General features: G+C 68.7%; 20 protein-coding genes and 3 tRNA genes. 6 read left to right on the top strand and 17 right to left on the bottom strand.

The features are described 5' to 3' along the window. The 4 genes from JI746_RS19110 to JI746_RS19095 all read right to left on the bottom strand — a co-directional run. A partial coding sequence (locus JI746_RS19110) for a GTP-binding protein (protein WP_236599975.1) occupies positions 1–122 on the bottom strand: 122 nt, incomplete at its 3' end. Between the two features lie 74 nt (positions 123–196). Continuing rightward, positions 197–271 (bottom strand) — tRNA-Thr (locus JI746_RS19105). A gap of 34 nt (positions 272–305) precedes the next feature. After that, a tRNA-Gly gene (locus tag JI746_RS19100) sits at positions 306–379 on the bottom strand. 118 nt (positions 380–497) lie between these two features. Next, positions 498–583, bottom strand: a tRNA-Tyr gene (locus JI746_RS19095). 153 nt (positions 584–736) lie between these two features. Here JI746_RS19095 and JI746_RS19090 point away from each other — a divergent pair. Then, entirely contained in the window at positions 737–1,807 is a 1,071-nt protein-coding gene (locus tag JI746_RS19090; RefSeq protein ID WP_201691844.1) for a patatin-like phospholipase family protein, read from the top strand. A gap of 114 nt (positions 1,808–1,921) precedes the next feature. Here the strand turns inward: JI746_RS19090 and JI746_RS19085 are convergent, their stop codons facing one another. The 12 genes from JI746_RS19085 to JI746_RS28055 all read right to left on the bottom strand — a co-directional run bounded on the left by JI746_RS19085 (position 1,922) and on the right by JI746_RS28055 (position 12,621). Continuing rightward, positions 1,922–2,683, bottom strand: a complete 762-nt coding sequence (locus tag JI746_RS19085) for a uracil-DNA glycosylase (RefSeq protein ID WP_408004116.1) — start codon at positions 2,681–2,683, stop codon at positions 1,922–1,924. 2 nt (positions 2,684–2,685) lie between these two features. After that, a complete protein-coding gene (trpC, locus tag JI746_RS19080; protein WP_201691843.1) occupies positions 2,686–3,474 on the bottom strand; it encodes an indole-3-glycerol phosphate synthase TrpC in 789 nt (262 codons plus the stop codon). A 1-nt stretch (position 3,475) separates the two neighbouring features. Then, the gene (gene trpD, locus JI746_RS19075; RefSeq protein WP_201691842.1) at positions 3,476–4,504 is read right to left on the bottom strand and encodes an anthranilate phosphoribosyltransferase; all 1,029 of its coding nucleotides are present in this window, start codon (positions 4,502–4,504) and stop codon (positions 3,476–3,478) included. A 14-nt stretch (positions 4,505–4,518) separates the two neighbouring features. Continuing rightward, positions 4,519–5,208 (bottom strand): LysE family translocator, encoded by a 690-nt coding sequence (locus tag JI746_RS19070; RefSeq protein ID WP_201691841.1) that lies wholly within the window; start codon positions 5,206–5,208, stop codon positions 4,519–4,521. 10 nt (positions 5,209–5,218) lie between these two features. Continuing rightward, positions 5,219–6,262: a low-specificity L-threonine aldolase gene (ltaE, locus tag JI746_RS19065; protein WP_201691840.1), complete on the bottom strand. Its 1,044-nt coding sequence runs from the start codon at positions 6,260–6,262 to the stop codon at positions 5,219–5,221. Next, on the bottom strand, positions 6,259–6,819 hold the full coding sequence (locus JI746_RS19060) for an anthranilate synthase component II (RefSeq protein WP_201691866.1): 561 nt from the start codon (positions 6,817–6,819) through the stop codon (positions 6,259–6,261). Before JI746_RS19060 ends, ltaE begins: the two co-directional genes overlap by 4 nt. Before the next feature lie 106 nt (positions 6,820–6,925). Then, positions 6,926–7,303 carry a GxxExxY protein gene (locus tag JI746_RS19055; protein ID WP_201691839.1) on the bottom strand — a complete coding sequence of 126 codons (378 nt, stop codon included), beginning with the start codon at positions 7,301–7,303 and terminating at the stop codon, positions 6,926–6,928. Positions 7,304–7,372: 69 nt separating this feature from the next. After that, positions 7,373–8,893 (bottom strand): anthranilate synthase component I, encoded by a 1,521-nt coding sequence (gene trpE, locus JI746_RS19050; RefSeq protein ID WP_201691838.1) that lies wholly within the window; start codon positions 8,891–8,893, stop codon positions 7,373–7,375. A 233-nt stretch (positions 8,894–9,126) separates the two neighbouring features. Beyond that, positions 9,127–9,801 (bottom strand): phosphoglycolate phosphatase, encoded by a 675-nt coding sequence (gene gph, locus JI746_RS19045; RefSeq protein WP_201691837.1) that lies wholly within the window; start codon positions 9,799–9,801, stop codon positions 9,127–9,129. A 73-nt stretch (positions 9,802–9,874) separates the two neighbouring features. Next, entirely contained in the window at positions 9,875–10,117 is a 243-nt protein-coding gene (locus tag JI746_RS19040; protein ID WP_201691836.1) for a hypothetical protein, read from the bottom strand. Positions 10,118–10,260: 143 nt separating this feature from the next. Beyond that, the gene (locus tag JI746_RS19035; RefSeq protein WP_201691835.1) at positions 10,261–12,417 is read right to left on the bottom strand and encodes a catalase; all 2,157 of its coding nucleotides are present in this window, start codon (positions 12,415–12,417) and stop codon (positions 10,261–10,263) included. An 81-nt stretch (positions 12,418–12,498) separates the two neighbouring features. Next, positions 12,499–12,621: a hypothetical protein gene (locus tag JI746_RS28055; protein WP_269129475.1), complete on the bottom strand. Its 123-nt coding sequence runs from the start codon at positions 12,619–12,621 to the stop codon at positions 12,499–12,501. Positions 12,622–12,851: 230 nt separating this feature from the next. Between JI746_RS28055 and JI746_RS19030 the strand changes: the two genes are divergently transcribed. After that, the gene (locus JI746_RS19030; protein WP_201691834.1) at positions 12,852–13,190 is read left to right on the top strand and encodes a hypothetical protein; all 339 of its coding nucleotides are present in this window, start codon (positions 12,852–12,854) and stop codon (positions 13,188–13,190) included. Here the strand turns inward: JI746_RS19030 and rpe are convergent. Further along, positions 13,187–13,873 (bottom strand): ribulose-phosphate 3-epimerase, encoded by a 687-nt coding sequence (gene rpe / locus JI746_RS19025; protein WP_201691833.1) that lies wholly within the window; start codon positions 13,871–13,873, stop codon positions 13,187–13,189. The genes JI746_RS19030 and rpe overlap by 4 nt on opposite strands. Positions 13,874–13,926: 53 nt before the next feature. On the opposite strand from rpe, the gene apaG reads away from it, so the two are divergent. The 4 genes from apaG to thiL are packed head-to-tail and all read left to right on the top strand — an operon-like array spanning position 13,927 to position 17,738. Continuing rightward, positions 13,927–14,310: a Co2+/Mg2+ efflux protein ApaG gene (gene apaG, locus JI746_RS19020; RefSeq protein ID WP_201691832.1), complete on the top strand. Its 384-nt coding sequence runs from the start codon at positions 13,927–13,929 to the stop codon at positions 14,308–14,310. A gap of 13 nt (positions 14,311–14,323) precedes the next feature. Continuing rightward, a complete protein-coding gene (locus tag JI746_RS19015; RefSeq protein WP_201691831.1) occupies positions 14,324–15,577 on the top strand; it encodes a cation:proton antiporter in 1,254 nt (417 codons plus the stop codon). 55 nt (positions 15,578–15,632) lie between these two features. Further along, positions 15,633–16,760 carry a YbdK family carboxylate-amine ligase gene (locus JI746_RS19010; protein ID WP_236599972.1) on the top strand — a complete coding sequence of 376 codons (1,128 nt, stop codon included), beginning with the start codon at positions 15,633–15,635 and terminating at the stop codon, positions 16,758–16,760. 9 nt (positions 16,761–16,769) lie between these two features. Further along, a complete protein-coding gene (gene thiL, locus JI746_RS19005) occupies positions 16,770–17,738 on the top strand; it encodes a thiamine-phosphate kinase (RefSeq protein ID WP_201691830.1) in 969 nt (322 codons plus the stop codon). Positions 17,739–17,812 lie beyond the last annotated feature (74 nt).

Below are 17,812 nucleotides of genomic sequence, written 5' to 3'. Positions count from 1 at the left end.
CCGAACTTGGCCGACAGCACCGTCGTGATCGCCGCCGTCAGGGTCGTCTTGCCATGGTCCACGTGGCCGATCGTGCCGACGTTGACGTGCGGCTTGGTCCGCTCGAATTTGCCTTTTGCCATTTTTTTCGACTCCGAAAAAAGTAACGATCACTACCGCAAAGATGGTGCAGTCACACGACCTGCACCACCAACCGTGGTGCCCATGGCGGGAATCGGACCCGCGACCTCTCCCTTACCAAGGGAGTGCTCTACCACTGAGCCACATGGGCGAATTCTTTTTCGCGTTCACAGCCGATGCCTGCGTGGAGCGGGAGACGGGAATCGAACCCGCGTCATTAGCTTGGAAGGCTAAGGTTCTACCATTGAACTACTCCCGCGTCGGGGATGGCTCAACGGCCTCCAGGCTTTCCGACCCGGGCGCCCGTCACGAACGCCTTGCTGCCACTCACTCATCAACTGCCACATTCGCCTGGCTTTCCGACAACCTGGAAAGCCTGGTGGAGGAGGCTGGATTCGAACCAGCGTAGGCGTAAGCCAACAGATTTACAGTCTGCCCCCTTTAGCCACTCGGGCACCCCTCCGGCGAAGAACCTCGGACTATAGCACTGTTCGGACGGCGCTCCAGCGCCGGCGCCTACAGCCCGGCCCTGGCGCCTGAGAGGATGCTGACGACCCCAGGCTGCAGCCAGCTCGGCAGACACACGGCGCCCGACGGATGTTGCTAGCGTGGGGCCATGCCTCTTCTCAATCTTGCACTCCAGGGCGGCGGCTCCCATGGCGCCTTCACCTGGGGCGTTCTGGACGCCCTGCTCGCCGACGGTCGCGTGGACTTCGAAGGAATCAGCGGCACGAGCGCCGGAGCGCTCAACGCGGTCGCGCTGGCGAGCGGCTGGGCGACGGCGCAGTCCGCCGGTCGCGATCCGCGCGAAGGTGCGCGCGAAACCCTGGCGGCCGTCTGGAACCGGGTCTCCGCCTGGGGCAGCCTCGGGCGCTTGCCGCAGCAGCTGATGCGCATGCTGGGCGGCGGCATGCTGTCGCCGTACCAGAGCAATCCGCTGGGGCTCAACCCCTTGCGCGACCTGCTCGCAGCCGAGATCGATTTCGTTGCGATCGCGGCACATCCGCACCTGAAGGTGTTCGTATCCGCAACACATGTGAACACCGGGCGGGCGGTCGTCTTCACCGGGCCGCGGCTCGATGCGCGGGCCGTGCTCGCATCCGCCTGCCTGCCATTGCTGTTCCATGCCGTGGAGATCGACGGCGAGCCCTACTGGGACGGCGGCTATTCCGTCAACCCGGCGCTGTCGCCGCTGCTCGGCGACTGCGCCTGCGCGGACGTGCTGCTGGTGCAGATCAATCCGCTGCGGATTGCGGAAACGCCGCGCACCACCGCGGAGATCCAGGACCGCATCGGCGAGCTGACCTTCAACGCCAGCCTGCTGACGCAGATGCGGGCGATCGACTTCATCAACCGGCTGGTCGCCGAGGGCGGCGTGTCGCATCCGCGCTGCCGGGCCGTGCACGTGCACCGGGTGGACGGCGGTTCGGCCCTCGAGGCGTATCCCGCGTCCACCAAGGGCTCCGCGGACGCGGTGATGATCCAGCGCCTGTGCGAAGCCGGCCGCGCCGCCGCGCAGGCGTGGCTGCGGGAGCATTACGCCGCGATCGGCGAACGCAGCACGGTCGACATCGCGCGGGATTACCTCGACGACACGCGCATGGCGGTGCCGCTGCGGACGGTGGCCAAGCCGGTTCGGCCACCGCTGTTCCGGCCGTGGCTGGCGCGGTTGCTGCGGGGGTCTTGATGCTGGGGTTCGCGCGCTTCGCGGCTCACCTGCCGCTGCGCGCCAGCCTACGAGCGGCCGGCGGCGCTCGGCCGTAGGCTGGCGGTGAGCCGCGAAGCGCGCGAACCCCAGCAATCAGCCGAAAACCCCCGTGACGCCCCGCTCGGCCAACCACTCCCGCGCCTGCTTGAAACACCCGCTGCCGAGAAACGGCACCGGCGGCCGCCGCGCCGACAGCGGCGAAGGATGGTTGGTCTCCAGCACCAGGACCTCGCGGGCGTACTGCGCCGCATGCTCGCGCACCAGGCCGGCCTTCGCCTGCGCGTGCGCACCCCACAGCAGGTAGACACACGGCGATGCGGTTGCGGCGACCAGGCCCAGCAGCCGGTCGGTGAGCGATTCCCAGCCCTTCCTGGCATGGCTGGCGGGCTGGCCGTCTTCCACCGTCAGGCAGGCGTTGAGCAGCAGCACGCCGGAACGGGCCCAGCCCACCAGCGAACCGCTTTGCGGCGCCTCGCCCAGTTCCTTGAAGATGTTGCGCAGCGACGGCGGATGCTTCACGCCCGCGGCGACCGAGAACGCGAGCCCCTCCGCCTGTCCCGGGCCGTGGTACGGGTCCTGCCCGAGCACGACGGCGTGCACGCTGGACAGCGGCGTGAGTTCGAGCGCCCGCAGCGGATGCGGCGGGTAGATCACGGCGCCCGCGGCGAGCCGCTCGCGCATGAAGCGCCCCAGGCGCTCGCCCTCGGCGCTGGCGAAGAACTCGTCGACGGCGGCGCGCCAGCCTTCGGCCACCGGCCAGGCCTCGGGGGTCCAGCCTTGCAGGCACTGCGGCCGCACCCCGGGCTCGAGCTCGGCCCAGGGCAGTTCGCCTTGCCCGGTCTTGCGCTCGCCCACGGTCAGTGGAACAGCGTGGCCAGCGCCTCGCCGGGGTCGGGCGCGCGCATGAAGGCCTCGCCGACCAGGAAGGCATGGACGCCGGCAGCGCGCATCTTCTGCACGTCCTCGCGCTGCAGGATGCCCGACTCGGTCACCAGCAACTTGTCGGCGGGGACGTCCTTCAGCATGGCCAGCGTGGTGTCGAGGCTCACCTCGAAGGTGCGCAGGTTGCGGTTGTTCACGCCCACCAGGGGCGTCCTGAGCTTCAGTGCGCGCTGCAATTCCCCGGCGTCGTGCACCTCCACCAGGACCGCCATGTCGAGCCCGCGCGCCAGCGCTTCGAGTTCCGCCATCTGCGCGTCCGCCAGGCAGGCCGCGATCAGCAGGATGCAGTCGGCGCCCATGGAGCGCGCTTCGTACACCTGGTAGGGGTCAACCATGAAGTCCTTGCGCAGCACCGGCAGGTCGCAGGAGGCGCGGGACTGCTTCAGGTAGTCCGGCTGGCCCTGGAAGAACTGGCGGTCGGTCAGCACCGACAGGCAGGCCGCTCCGTTCTCGGCGTAGCTCTGGGCGATGTCGGCCGGGATGAAGTCCTCGCGCAGCACGCCCTTGCTGGGGCTCGCCTTCTTGATTTCGGCGATGACCGCGGCCTGGCCCTGGGCGATCTTCTGCCGCAGCGCCCCTTCGAAGTCGCGCGTCAGCACGCGGCTGAGCGCGTCTTCGCGCACCGCCTCCAGCGACTTCTTCTTGCGTGCGGCGGCGACCTCCTCGCGCTTGACCGCAACGATCTTCTCCAGGATGTCGCTCATCTCAACTGCCCAGGGCCTTGGACACGCGCACCAGTTCCTCCATCTTCGCGCGGGCCGCACCGCTCTCGAGCGCGGTGCGCGCCTTGGCGATGCCTTCGCGGATGCTGGTGGCGACGTTGGCCGCATAGAGCGCGGCGCCCGCATTGAGCACGACCACGTCGCGCGCGGGACCGGCCTTGTTCTCCAGCACCTCGCGCATCATCGCCAGCGATTGCTGCGGCGTCTCGACCTTGAAAGCGCGGTTGCTGGCCATCGGCACGCCGAAGTCTTCGGGATGGATCTCGTACTCGCTGATCTCGCCCTTCTTCAGTTCGCCCACCAGGGTGGCGGCGCCCAGGCTCACTTCGTCCATGCCGTCGCGGCCATAGACCACCAGCGCGTGCTCCGCGCCCAGGCGCTGCAGCGCCCGCACCTGGATGCCGACCAGGTCGGGGTGGAACACGCCCATCAGGATGTTGGGCGCGCTGGCGGGATTGGTGAGCGGGCCCAGGATGTTGAAGATGGTGCGCACGCCCAACTCCTTGCGCACCGGCGCCACGTTCTTCATCGCCGGATGGTGGTTGGGCGCGAACATGAAGCCGATGCCCGTCTCGGCGATGCACCTGGCGATCGCTTCGGGCGAAAGGTTGATGTTCAGGCCCATGGCCTCCAGCACGTCGGCGCTGCCGCTCTTGCTCGAGACGCTGCGGCCGCCGTGCTTGCTCACCTTGGCGCCCGCCGCTGCGGCCACGAACATCGAGCAGGTCGAGATGTTGAAGGTGTGCGAGCCGTCGCCGCCGGTGCCGACGATGTCGACCAGGTGCGTCTTGTCGGCGACGTTCACCTTGGTGGAGAACTCGCGCATCACCTGCGCCGCCGCGGTGATCTCGCCGATCGTTTCCTTCTTCACCCGCAGGCCGGTGACGAGGGCCGCCGTCATGACGGGCGACAGCTCGCCGCTCATGATCAGGCGCATGATCTTCAGCATCTCGTCGTGGAAGATCTCGCGGTGTTCGATGGTGCGCTGCAGCGCTTCCTGGGGCGTGATCATGGGGTGCTCCTCTCTCAATGGGTGGGATTCTCGGCCAGGGCCAGCTTCAGCCCGAAGCCCATGAACATCAGGCCGGCGACGCGGTCCAGCCAATGCAGGCTGCGCTGCGCGGCGTCGGTGCGCGCGATCCAGGCGGCGGCGAGCGCCCAGCCGCTGTTCATGACGACGGTGTTGAGGTTGAACACGATCCCCAGCGCCAGGAAGGCGAGTGCCTTGTGCTGCGCCTGCGGCGCGATGAACTGCGGCACGAAGGCGAGGAAGAAGATCGCGACCTTGGGATTCAGCGCGTTGGTCAGGAAGCCGCCGCGGAAGACGCTCCAGAGCTGGCTGGGGGCCTCCTCGTAGGCTGGCGGTGGAGCGCTGCCGAGCCCGTAGGCTGGCGGTGGAGCGCCAGCGAAACCCCAGCGCTTTGGCGCCGACTTGCCCGCCAGCAACTTCATCCCGACATACAGCAGGTAGCCCGCGCCCGCCCACTTCAGCACCGCGAACGCCGCCGCGGATGTCGCCAGCAGCGCACTCACCCCCACGGCCGCCGCCGCGATGTGCACGAAGCAGCCCGCACTCACGCCGAGCGCCGCCACGACCCCCGCCCGCGCCCCTTGGCGGATCGCGTGGCTCACGATGTAGAGCACGTCCGGCCCCGGCGTCAGGTTCAGCAGCAGGCCGGCGAGGACGAAGAGGAGCAGGTGCTGCGCGTCCGGCATCCTGCTTCCTTCAGGCGCGGAAGAAGGAGCGGATCGCCGCCACCGCGCGCTCCACGCCGGCCTCGTCGACGTCGAGGTGCGTCACGAAGCGCAGCCGGTACAGGCCCGTGGCCAGCACGCCTTCGCCCTTCAGGTACTGCAGCAACTCCGCCGAGCGTTCGCGGGCGGGCCCGATCAGGTCCACGAACAGGATGTTCGTCTCCGGCACCTCGAACGAGAGCCCCTCGATGCCCTCCAGGCCCTCGGCCAGCCGGCGGGCATTCGCGTGGTCCTGCGCCAGCCGCTCGACGTGGTGATCGAGCGCGTAGGTCGCGGCGGCGGCCAGCAGGCCGGCCTGGCGCATCGCCCCGCCCGCCATCTTGCGAACGCGGCGCGCCCTGGCGATGAAGTCCTTCGATCCGCACAGGGCCGACCCGGCCGGCGTGCCGAGCCCCTTGCTGAAGCAGACCGAGACGCTGTCGAAAATGGAGGCGATGCGATGCGCCTCCGTGCGCGCGTCGCTGCCGTTGGACCGGGCCTGCGCCACCGCCGCATTGAACAGGCGGGCGCCATCGAGATGCGTCGCCAGCCCGCGCGAGCGCGCCAGCTTGGTCGCCTTGTCCAGGTACACCTGCGAGAGCACCTGCCCGCCCAGGGTGTTCTCCAGCGCCAGCAGCTTGGTGCGGGCGAAATGCGGATCGTCCGGCTTGATCGCGGCTTCGATGTCGGTGAGGGCGAGGGAGCCATCGGGCTGGTGGTTCAGCGGCTGCGGCTGGACGCTGCCGAACACCGCGGCGCCGCCGCCTTCCCAGCGGTAGCAGTGCTGCATCTGGCCGACGATGTACTCGTCGCCGCGCTGGCAGTGCGACAGCACGCCGCACAGGTTGCTCTGGGTGCCCGTGGGCACGAACAGTGCGGCCTCGAAGCCGAGCATCGCGGCGATCTTCTCCTGCAGCGCGTTGACGCTGGGGTCGTCGCCGAACACGTCGTCGCCGAGCGGCGCCGCGAACATGGCGGCGCGCATGGCCTCGGTGGGCTGGGTGACGGTATCGCTGCGCAGGTCGATGGGCTTCACTTCGCTTGCTCCAGGAAGTTCTTCAGCAGGGCATGGCCATGTTCCGTCAGGATGGACTCCGGATGGAACTGCACGCCTTCGACGGGCAGGGTCTTGTGGCGCACGCCCATGATCTCGCCGTCGGCGGTCCACGCCGTGACCTTCAGGTCCTGCGGGCAGCTCTCGCGTTCGATGGCCAGCGAGTGGTAGCGGTTGACGGTGAACTTCTCGGGCAAGCCCGCGAAGACGCCTTCGCGCGTGGTCGTGATCTCGCTGGTCTTGCCGTGCATCAGTTGCTGCGCCCGGATGATCCTGCCCCCCAGCGCCGCGCCGATGGCCTGGTGGCCGAGGCAGACGCCGAGGATGGGCACCTTGCCGGCAAAGTGCTGGATGGCCGCAACCGAGATGCCTGCTTCCGCGGGAGAGCAGGGCCCCGGCGAAACGACGAGCCGATCGGGCCTCTTGGCCTCGATCTCGTCGATGGTGATTTCGTCGTTGCGATGCACCTCCACGTCCGCGCCCAGTTCCCCGAAGTACTGCACCAGGTTGTAGGTGAAGCTGTCGTAGTTGTCGATCATCAGCAGCTTCACGTCGCCCTCCGAACGGCCCGGCCCCGGGCACCGCAATCATTGAACGCAAAAACCGCAAAAGCTACGCAGAAGCCGCAAAAGGGGGAATGGCTTTTCACAGCCTGTTCACGACCCGATGCACGCCCTTCGACGCTACGGGGAATGCATGAAAGTTGATCAACAAGCCGAGATTGAACTTCGCCAGCCTCAGATAAGACAGCAGTTGCGCGCGGTGAATTTCGGTCACCAGGCTCAAGGCCTTCACCTCGATGATGACGGAGTTCTGCACCACGAAATCCGCCCGGTATGCAACCCCGAGCTTCCTGCCCTTGTACTCGCCAGAAAGAGCAACCTCCTGCGCGAAGTGCAGGCCCAGATCCGAAAATTCGATGGCGAGAGCGGCGCAATACGCACTCTCCAGAAGCCCGCTGCCCAGGACTCGCTGAACCTCCACCGCAGCGCCGATGATTTCCCGAGAGAAGTCGTTTTCCATATCGGCTGTTCTTTTGCGGTTTTTGCGTAACCTTCGCGGCTTCTGCGTTCGGCTGTTGGACTCTGGAGTTCATTCCAGCCCCTCCTCGACCAGCTCCGACGCTCGCAGCAGCGCTCGCGCCTTGGCCTCGGTTTCCTTCCACTCCAGCTCCGGCACCGAATCGGCCACCACGCCTGCCGCCGCCTGCACATACAGCGTCTGGTCCTTGATGATGCCGGTGCGGATCGCGATCGCCACGTCCATGTCGCCGGCGTAGCTCAGGTAGCCGCAGGCGCCGCCATAGATGCCGCGCTTGTTCGGCTCCAGGCGGTCGATCAGTTCCATCGCGTGCACCTTGGGCGCGCCGCTCAGCGTGCCGGCCGGGAAGGTCGCCTTGAGCACGTCCATGTTGGTCATCCCCTCGTACAGGATGCCTTCCACGTTGCTCACGATGTGCATCACGTGGCTGTAGCGCTCCACCACGAAGGCCTCGGTGACCTTCACCGAGCCGGTCTTCGCGATCCGGCCGATGTCGTTGCGCGCCAGGTCGATCAGCATCACGTGTTCGGCGCGCTCCTTGGCGTCCGACAGCAGCTCCCGCTCGATCGCCTTGTCGATCTCCGGCGTGCCGCCGCGCGGCCGCGTGCCCGCCAGCGGCCGGATCGTGATCTTCTCGCCCTCGGGCGTGTGCTCGTGCCGCACCAGGATCTCCGGCGACGCACCCACCACGTGGAAGTCGCCGCCCTTCTCGTCCGCGCCCGTGAAGTTGTAGTAGTACATGTACGGGCTCGGGTTCAGCGAACGCAGCGCCCGGTACAGCGACAGCGGCGACTCGGTATAGCGCTTCTTGATCCGCTGGCCCACCTGCACCTGCATGAAGTCGCCGGCGGCGATCAGTTCCTTGGCGCGGTCCACGGCCTTCAGGTAATCGGCCTTGGCGAACTCGCGCTCGGCGGGGAAGGTCTCGGTCTGGCGGATGACCGGCGCGCTGACGGAATATTTGAGCTGGTCGCGCAGCTCGCGCAGCCGGCGCTTGCCGGCGCCATAAGCCTCCGGCTTGCCGGGATCCACGTAGACGATCAGGTACAGCTTGCCCGACAGGTTGTCGATGACGGCCAGTTCCTCGCATTGCAGCAGCAGGATGTCCGGGCAGTTCATCGTGTCGGCGGGGCAGCTCGCCTCCAGCTTCTTCTCGATGTAGCGCACCGTGTCGTAGCCGAAGTAGCCGGCCAGGCCGCCGCAGAAGCGCGGCAGGCCGGGGCGCAGCGCCACCTTGAAGCGCTCCTGGTAGGCGGCGATGAACTCCAGCGGATTGCCGCGGGCAGTCTCGACCACCTGGCCGTCGGTCACGATTTCCGTCTTCGCGTCGGCGCCGAAGCCGCTGGCGCGCAGCAGCGTGCGCGCCGGCAGGCCGATGAAGCTGTAGCGCCCGAAACGCTCGCCGCCGACGACGGACTCCAGCAGGAAACTGAGCTTGCCGCCGGCCTTCGCATGGGCCAGCTTCAGGTACAGCGACAGCGGGGTTTCGAGGTCGGCGAACGCCTCCGCGATCAGCGGAATGCGGTTGTAGCCCTGCAACGCAAGGCTCTTGAATTCGAGTTCGGTGATCAAGGGTGAGCCTCCACAAGCTCGGCGGCCCAGACGCTTCGGGCCGCGGGATCCGGACGATGCCTCCCGGTGGGAAGGCGCGGGGGCACGGGCTGCCCCGTGCGAATCAGGTGCGCACTTGGACAGGCCTGCGCCAGGGCCAGGCTCCCCGGTCGCTGCAACCTGTGATGATGGTGCGGTGGATGAACATGCGGGGGCAGTGTAGCAAAGGCTCCCGGCGCGCCGTCAACGGGGAGCTACCCGCGCAGCAGCGGCGCGAGCTGCGCCAGCGAGGCTACGAAGCCGTCCGCGTCGACCTTGCGCACCGGCTCGCCGTGGTTGTAGCCGTAGGTCACCAGCACCACCGGGCAGCCGGCCGCCCGGGCGGCTGCCGCATCGTTGGCGGAGTCGCCGACCATCAACGTGGCGCCGGGGGCGCTGCCCAGGGCCTCGCAGGTCTTGCGCAGCGGCAGCGGGTCGGGCTTCTTGCGCTCGAAGGCATCGCCGCCGAACACCAGTTCGAAAGCCGGCGCCAGGCCCTTGGCCTGCAGCAACCCGCGGGCGAACTCGCCGGGCTTGTTGGTCAGGCACGCCAGCCGCAGGCCTGCGCGCTGGAGTGCCGCCAAGCCTTCCTCGACGCCGGGGTACACCTTCGCGTACCGGCCGTTGACCGACCGATAGGCGTCGAAGTAGCGGTCCAGCGCCGGCTGGAAGAGCTCGGGGGGCCCTCCGACATGCGCCAGCGTGCTGCGGATCAGGTGTCCGGTGCCCTTGCCGATGAAGCCGGCGACCGCCTCGGCGGAGATCGCGGGCAGGCGCAGCTCGGCGAGCATGTGGTTCAGAGCGGCGTGGAAGTCGCCGAGCGTATCGACCAGCGTTCCGTCGAGGTCCAGGATGGCGGCGCGCAGGGGCGCTTGCAGGGCGAACGGCATGCGGCAAGGATAGCCGGCCAGCAAAAGCAAAAGCCAGGGCGGACGGCCCTGGCTCGGCTGGAGAAAGGCGCGCTCAGCGCCAGCGGCCGCTGCTGCTGCCTTCGAAGCCCGACGCGTCGACGTCCGGCTGCAGGCGTGTCCAGCTGCGCTGGGGCGGCGCCGCCTTGGGAGCCGCCGGGCGCGCAAGCGCGGTGGTTTCGATCGGGGTCCGGGCGACGTAGCCGAGCACTTCGCCCTGCCGCTCCGGGTCCTTCGAGGCGAAGCCGCGTCCGGAACTCCAATACGGTCGGCTCGTGGCCTGATGGCTGGACGGCATGCGTTTGCTCCCTGGTCAAGAAAATGCCGGCAGCGCGCCGGCCATGACGCTATTGGGCCGTCATCGCCACGACGACACAGTCAGTGCATCTGACATTGGTACGTGGGATTTGTCCTACGGACCTCTGGGGCGGGGTCGTGCGTTCAGGCGGGCACCTGCTCGACCATCGCGCGGGACCAATGCCTGTGCCTGGCGATGGCCGCGATCAGGTCCTGGCCCAGCTGCACGCGCGTGGTCGGCTCGTTGGTGCCGATGATCACCCCGCCGGGCACGGGCGCATCGTCCAGCGCCACGCCCACCGAGCGAAGGATCTCCACCGACTCGCCGATGAGGCACAGCGGCTTGCAATGCTTGTACGCCTCGAGCACGAAGTGCACCGCCTCGCCATCCTTCATGAGCGCCTGGGCCGAAGCGGCGCCGCCGGGCACCAGCACCGCATCGAACATGACAGATGGCATGGTCTGGAAGCTGTGGTCGATCGGCACCTGTTGCCCCGACGACGAGACGATGAACCCCAGGTGCGCGGCCACCACCTTGACCGTCGCTCCGGCGTCGACGAGCGCCTGCTGGATGACCTTGAAGGCCCCCAGCTCCACGCCTGCGGCCATCAGCACGGCCACTTTCCGTGTCGCGATGGTCGTGCCATTGGTCTCCATGCTGAGCGAGGGCGCTGCCTCCAGCAGCGGCTTGGCGCGCGGCTCGCGAAACCCGGCTCGGCCGGCGGCCGAGCGCGCGTCTGGCGGCCCGATGCCCAGCGGCTCCGCAACCTTGCGCGCCAGCCGGGCATCCACATGCGCCAGGTTGTCCACGATGCGCTGCCGGATCGCCGGCGTCTCCACCCGCGAAAGCTCGAACTGGAAGGCCGCGATGATGTGCTCCTTCTCCGCGGCGCTCTGGCTGTTCCAGAACAGGGTGGCCTGGCTGAAGTGGTCGTCGAAGCTGGGGCTGCGGCGGCGGATCTTCGGCGATTCGATGGCCTCCTCCAGGCTCTGGAAGCCCTGCTCGCCGCCGTCGACGCGGAACTCCGAGCCGTTGCCCAGCGTGTTCGGCTCGTAGGCGACGCGGCCGCGCGCGATGGTCATGCGGTGCATGCCGCCGCGTTGCAGGTTGTGCATCGGGCACACGCCGCGGTTGATCGGCAGCTCGTGGAAGTTCGGCCCGCCCAGGCGCGAGATCTGCGTGTCGAGATAGGAGAACAAGCGCCCCTGCAGCAGCGGGTCGTTGCTGAAGTCGATCCCCGGCACGATGTGGCCCGGATTGAAGGCCACCTGTTCCGCCTCGGCGAAGTAGCTGTCCGGGTTGCGGTTCAGGACCAGCCTGCCGACCGGGGTGATCGGCACGATCTCCTCCGGCACCAGCTTGGTCGCATCGAGCAGGTCCACGCCGAGCTTGTCGACGCGCTCTTCCTCGATCAGCTGCACGCCCAGCTCCCATTCGGGGAAGTCGCCGCGATCGATCGCCTCCCACAGGTCGCGGCGGTGGAAGTCCGGGTCCTTGCCGGCGATCTTCTGCGCCTCGTCCCAGGCCAGCGCGTGCTTGCCCAGCTTGGGCCGCCAGTGGAACTTGACGAAGTGCGAGGCACCGCGTGCATTCACGAAGCGAAAGGTGTGGACGCCGAAGCCTTCCATCATCCGGTAGCTGCGCGGCAGCGCGCGATCCGACATCAGCCACATGAGCATGTGCGCGCTCTCGGGCATCAGCGAGATGAAATCCCAGAAGGTGTCGTGCGCGCTGGAGGCCTGCGGCATGTCGTGGTGCGGCTCCGGCTTGATCGCGTGGACCAGGTCGGGGAACTTCATCGCGTCCTGGATGAAGAACACCGGCATGTTGTTGCCCACCAGGTCGTAGTTGCCTTCGCGCGTGTAGAACTTGACGGCGAAGCCGCGCACGTCGCGCACGGTGTCCGCCGAACCGCGGGCGCCGATCACGGTGGAGAAGCGCACGAACACCGGCGTGCGGCTGCCGTGTTCCTGCAGGAAGTCGGCCTTGGTGTATTCCACCAGCGGACGGGTCAGCTCGAAGTAGCCGTGCGCCGCCGCGCCGCGCGCATACACCACGCGCTCGGGGATGCGCTCATGGTCGAAGTGGGTCAGCTTCTCCCGCAGGATGAAGTCTTCCAGCAGGCCCGGTCCGCGCACGCCCGCCTTCAGCGAGTTGTGGTTGTCCGGCAGCGGCACGCCCTGGTTCGTGGTGAGCTGGTTCTCCGGCCCCTGCGTGAACGCTTCGAGCTGCTTCTGACGGTTGGCGACGGGGTCGCCCGCTTTCGACTTGCGCGAGCCCTCCGTGCGGGAAGAGGCCATGTATCACTCCTGTCGGGCCGGGGGAGAGAGGAAACGGGGCGCCGGGCGCGGCCTGGCGCGCCTGCGATGGCGAAGGGGGGATCAGCTCGGGTCGAGATCGAACACGGCCTCGAGCCCGCGGACGACGGCGGCGATCGCCAGCACGCCCACGGTGCCCGCGGCGACCCACGTCAACCACAGCGGCACGACAGGTCCGATCTCCATCCGCGTCTCCCTTCTTGCATGTGCTTTTCGGTCCCGCATTGGACCAAGCCTCAGCTGGCGGGACCGTAGCCCTTCAGCGGGCGAGTTTGTGGGTGCGCACCGCCTCGCCCCGTAGGAGCACTCCCACAGCCGGATCAGCGGGCCGCTGGCTCCGCCGGGCAGCGCGCGGTCCCGTCCGACGGCCGCCGGCCGAGCCGCGCGTCACCATGCCTGCATTCAGGAGAGTTGCCATGAGCCGCAAGGATGAAGGCCGGGAACCGGCCGGCCGGATGGATACCGAGGAGCGCCACGAGACGCCGTCGCCGAAAGGGGGCAACACCGTCACGGCGCAAGGCGAGACGCAGCAGCCCAAGGCGCAGCTGCCGCACGAGCGTGACGAATCCGCCAACAGCCAGGCGGGCGAGAACCCGAGCGCACGCCGCATGGGCGAGATTGCGCACGACGACGTGGTCGAAGGCCAGCAGGACACGAGCAAGGCGCAGGAGCTCGACGCGACCTACCACGCCGTGCGCAAGGGCGCCGACCCGGCACCGGTGGAGAAGCCGAACCGCAGCCAGAAGGGCGGTTAGCCCTTCAGGTTCGCCCGCATCGACTCGATCACGGCGCGGTAATCGGGCTTGCCGAAGATCGCGCTGCCGGCCACGAAGGTGTCCGCGCCGGCGGCCGCGATGCGCGCGATGTTGTCCGTCTTCACGCCGCCATCGACCTCGAGCCGGATGTCGCGGCCGCTCGCGTCGATGCGCGCGCGCGCCTGCTCGATCTTGCGCAGCGCCGACTCGATGAAGCCCTGGCCGCCGAAGCCGGGGTTCACGCTCATGATCAGGACCAGGTCGATGTCTTCCAGCACCCAGTCCAGCACGTCGATGGGCGCGGCCGGATTGAACACCAGGCCCGCCTTGCAGCCCGCCGCCTTGATCGCCTGCACGCTGCGGTGCACGTGCGTGGAGGCGTCGGGGTGGAAGCTGATGTAGTCGGCACCGGCCTCGGCGAAGGCCTGCGCCAGCGCATCGACCGGCTGCACCATCAGGTGCACGTCGATCGGCACCGGTGCGCCCGCAGCCGTCTTCGCGTGCGGCTTGAGCGCCGAACAGACCATGGGACCGAAGGTGAGGTTGGGCACGTAGTGGTTGTCCATCACGTCGAAGTGGATCCAGTCGGCGCCGGCGGCGACCACGTTGCGGACCTCCTCGCCGAGGCGGGCGAAGTCGGCCGACAGGATCGACGGTGCGATGCGGAAGGTGCGCGTGCTCATGGCCCGTATTCTCGCCGAGCGGCGCGGGGCGGCAGGGGTTAGCATTGCCCCCCATGCCTCGCTACGCTTTCCGGGTCGACGTGCAGCCCCGCTTCCTGCCGGATCAGTCCGCGCCCGACCAGCACGTGTGGACCTTCGCGTACACCATCACGATCACCAACACGGGCGAAGTGCCCGCGCAGCTGATCGCCCGCCACTGGATCATCACCAACGAACTCGGCGAAACCGAGGAGGTCAAGGGCCTCGGCGTCGTCGGCCAGCAGCCGCTGCTCAAGCCGGGCGAATCCTTCGAGTACACCAGCGGCTGCCGCCTGCGCACGGCCAGCGGCAGCATGCATGGCAGCTACTTCTGCGTCGCCGAGGACGCCGGGCGCTTCGAAGTCGAGATCCCGCCCTTCGTGCTGGACGACGGCGGCAGCCAGCGCGTGCTGCACTGAGCCCGGGCCCTCCATGGACCAGGTGATGGCCATCTGGGCCGAGTGGATGAAGCCCTCGGCGGGCCTGCCCACCGTGCAGTGGTCGCTGCTGCTGGCCATTGCCGCCGCGTCGGGCCACCTGCTGCAACGCTATTCGGGCCTGCCCAAGGTGGTGGGCTACTCGATCGTGGGCACGCTCGCCGGCCTGGCCGGTTTCTCGGGCGCGGCCTGGCCGCTGCAGGGCGTGTCGCTGTTCCTGCTGGAGCTGGGCGTCGCGCTGGTCCTGTTCGAGTCGGGCGGGCGCATCGCGCTGCGCTGGTTCCGCCACAACCCGATGGTGCTGGTGCAAAGCCTGGTGGAGGCGACGCTCACCGCCGTCGCCGTCTACCACGTGCTGCGCTGGATGGAGGTGCGGGACAGCGTGGCCGAAGGCCTGGCGCTGATCTCGATGGCGGGGTCGCCCGCGGTGCTGGCGCGCATCGTGCTGGACACGCGGGCGGCGGGTGTCGTGACCGAGCGCTCGCTGGCGCTGGCGACCCTCAGCACCTTCTATGCGCTCACGCTGGTGAGCGCGCGCGCCGGCACGCTGCACCGCGAGGAGACGGTGCTGGCGGCCACGCTCTATCCGGTGGCGGTGGTGCTGGGCGTGTCCTTCGTGGTCGGCGCGCTGCTGGCGCTGGCGCTGCGTTCGGCGCTGCGCTTCATGAGCCCGAGCAGCGAGAACACGTCGATCCTCGTGATCTCGCTGATCGCCGCCGGCACCGCGCTGGCGGCCCACTTCGGCGGCTCGGCGCCGCTGGCCGCGCTGATCGGCGGGCTGATGCTCAAGCAGCTGCATCCGCGGCCCTGGACCTGGACGCGCCAGCTCGGCACCGCGGCCTCGCTGCTCACGATGATGATGTTCGTGCTGGTCTCGGTGGTCGCCGCCAAGGCCGAATGGAATCCCTCGGTGGTCGGACTGGTCGCCGCGGTCGTGTTCACCCGCTTCTTCGCCAAGGTCCTGGGCGTGGCGCTCGCCAACCCCGGCAGCGGCCTCACCTGGAAGCAGGCCGTCTGGACCGGCTGCGCCATGTGCCCGATGTCCTCCATCGCGCTGCTGCTGGTGTCGCAGTTCATGTCGACCTCGATGTCGCTCGGCTCGCGCATCGCCAGCATCGCGCTGCCGGTGATCCTGATGATGGAGATCATGGGCGCGATCATCGCCACCTTCGCCATCTACCGCGCCGGCGAGAGCCTCAAGCCCTGGGAACCGCAGGCCGGCCTGGCGGCAGGAGAGCTGCGTGGGTAAGCCCAGCGAACCCGGGCTGGCCGCGCCGGCCGCCACCGCCGCACCGGCGCCCGAACTGGAACGCTTCCAGGAATCCGCGCCGCTGTCGCTGGGCGTGGAACTCGAACTGCAGCTGGTCAACACGCACGACTACGACCTCGCGCCCTACTCCGCGGAGATGCTGCGCCTGATCGGCAAGATGTCCCTGCCCGGCGCCGTCGTGCCGGAGATGACCTCCAGCATGATCGAGTTCTCCACCGGCGTGTGCCACTCGACCAGCGAGGTGCTGGGCGAGCTCACGACCCTGCGCGACGCGCTGGTGCGCTGCGCCGACAAGCTGAACATCGCCTGCGTGGGCGGCGGCACGCATCCTTTCCAGCAGTGGCACGAGCAGCGCATCTACGACCGGCCGCGCTTCCGCCAGCTGTCGGAGCTGTACGGCTATCTCTCCAAGCAGTTCACCATCTTCGGCCAGCACGTGCACGTCGGCTGCCCCGATGCCGACAGCGCGCTGCTGATGCTGCACCGGATGTCGCGCTACATCCCGCACTTCATCGCGCTGTCGGCCAGTTCGCCCTTCGTGCAGGGGCAGGACACGCAGTTCGACTCGGCGCGGCTCAATTCGGTGTTCGCGTTCCCGATGTCGGGCCGCGCGCCCTACACGCTGCACTGGGAGGAGTTCGCGAAGTTCTTCGCCAAGACCACCCGCACCGGGGTGGTCAAGAGCATGAAGGACTTCTACTGGGACATCCGCCCCAAGCCGGAGTACGGCACGATCGAGATCCGCGTGTTCGACACGCCGCTGACCATCGAGCGCGCCGCGGCGCTGGCCGGCTTCGTGCAGTCGCTCGGGTCCTGGTTCCTGCAGGAACAGCCCTTCGTGCCCGAGGAAGACGACTACATGGTCTATACGTACAACCGCTTCCAGGCCTGCCGCTTCGGGCTGGATGCGGTGTACGTCGATCCGCCCACCGGCGAGCACCTGCCGCTGCGCGAACACATCCTGCACACGCTGCGGCAGGTGGCGCCGCACGCGCGCGCGCTGGGCGCCGGTGCCGCCATCGAGATGCTGGCCGAGTCGGCCGAAGACGGCCTCAACGACGCCCGCTGGCTGCGCGAGACGCACGCCCGCGAGCGCCTGCTCGCCGAGATGGTGCGGCAGGCGGCGGACTGCTTCCGCGGCCGGCCCGGCTCCCTCGTTTAATCTCCCGGCATGGGTGAGTTCGAGCTGATCGCGCGTTTCTTCGACCGGCCGGTGCGGCGCAATCCGCTCGGCATCGGCGACGATTGCGCGCTGCTGCAACCGGCACCGGGCATGCAGCTCGCGGTCTCCACCGACCTGCTGGTGGAAGGCCGGCACTTCCTGTCCACCGTCGATCCGCGCCGCCTGGGCCACAAGGCACTGGCCGTGAACCTGAGCGACCTGGCCGCCTGCGGCGCGCAGCCGCTCGCCTTCACGCTGTCGCTTGCGCTGCCGCAGGTCGACGCCGCCTGGCTGGGCGCGTTCGCGCAGGGCCTGTTCTCGCTGGCCGATGCGCACGGCTGCGAACTGGTGGGCGGCGATACCACCCGCGGGCCGCTGGCCATCAACATCACGGTCTTCGGCGAAGTGCCGGCCGGCCAGGCGCTGCTGCGATCGGGCGCGCGCGCCGGCGACGAGCTCTGGATCAGCGGCACGCTGGGCGATGCACGGCTGGCACTCGAAGCCTTCCGCGGGACCGTCTCGCTGCCCCAGGAAGTGTTCGAGGCGGCGCGGCAGCGCCTGGAACAACCCGAGCCGCGCGTGGCGCTGGGCTGCGCCCTGCGCGGCATTGCGAGCGCGGCCATCGACATCAGCGACGGGCTGGCGGGCGACCTCGCGCACGTGCTGCGCCGCTCGGGCGTGGGGGCGTCCGTGGCGCTGGCGCAGGCACCCCAGTTGCTGGCCGCCACCCGGGCCGGCCTGCGGCTGGATCCGCAGCAGGTGGAGGAGCTCGTCTTTGCCGGCGGCGACGATTACGAGCTGGCCTTCACCGCGCCGGCCGCACAACGCGAAGCCGTGCTCGCAGCGGCGCAGCGCACGGCGACGCCGGTCACGCCCATCGGCCGCATCGAAGCCGCAGCCGGACTGCGGCTGCTCGACGCGGCGGGCCAGCCCACGCAACGGGCGTTCGGCGGCTTCGACCATTTCGGGGCTGTTTAGGAACCCCGCGCGGGGTAATCCCGCTCCGGAATTCCCCCTGCCTCACCCTTTTGGGCGATGGCGAGCGATCTCTT

Source organism: Ramlibacter alkalitolerans, assembly GCF_016722765.1.
Classification (GTDB): domain Bacteria; phylum Pseudomonadota; class Gammaproteobacteria; order Burkholderiales; family Burkholderiaceae_C; genus Ramlibacter; species Ramlibacter alkalitolerans.
Note: the sequence above shows the minus strand (reverse complement) of the source record. Positions and strands in the feature narration are given on the sequence as shown.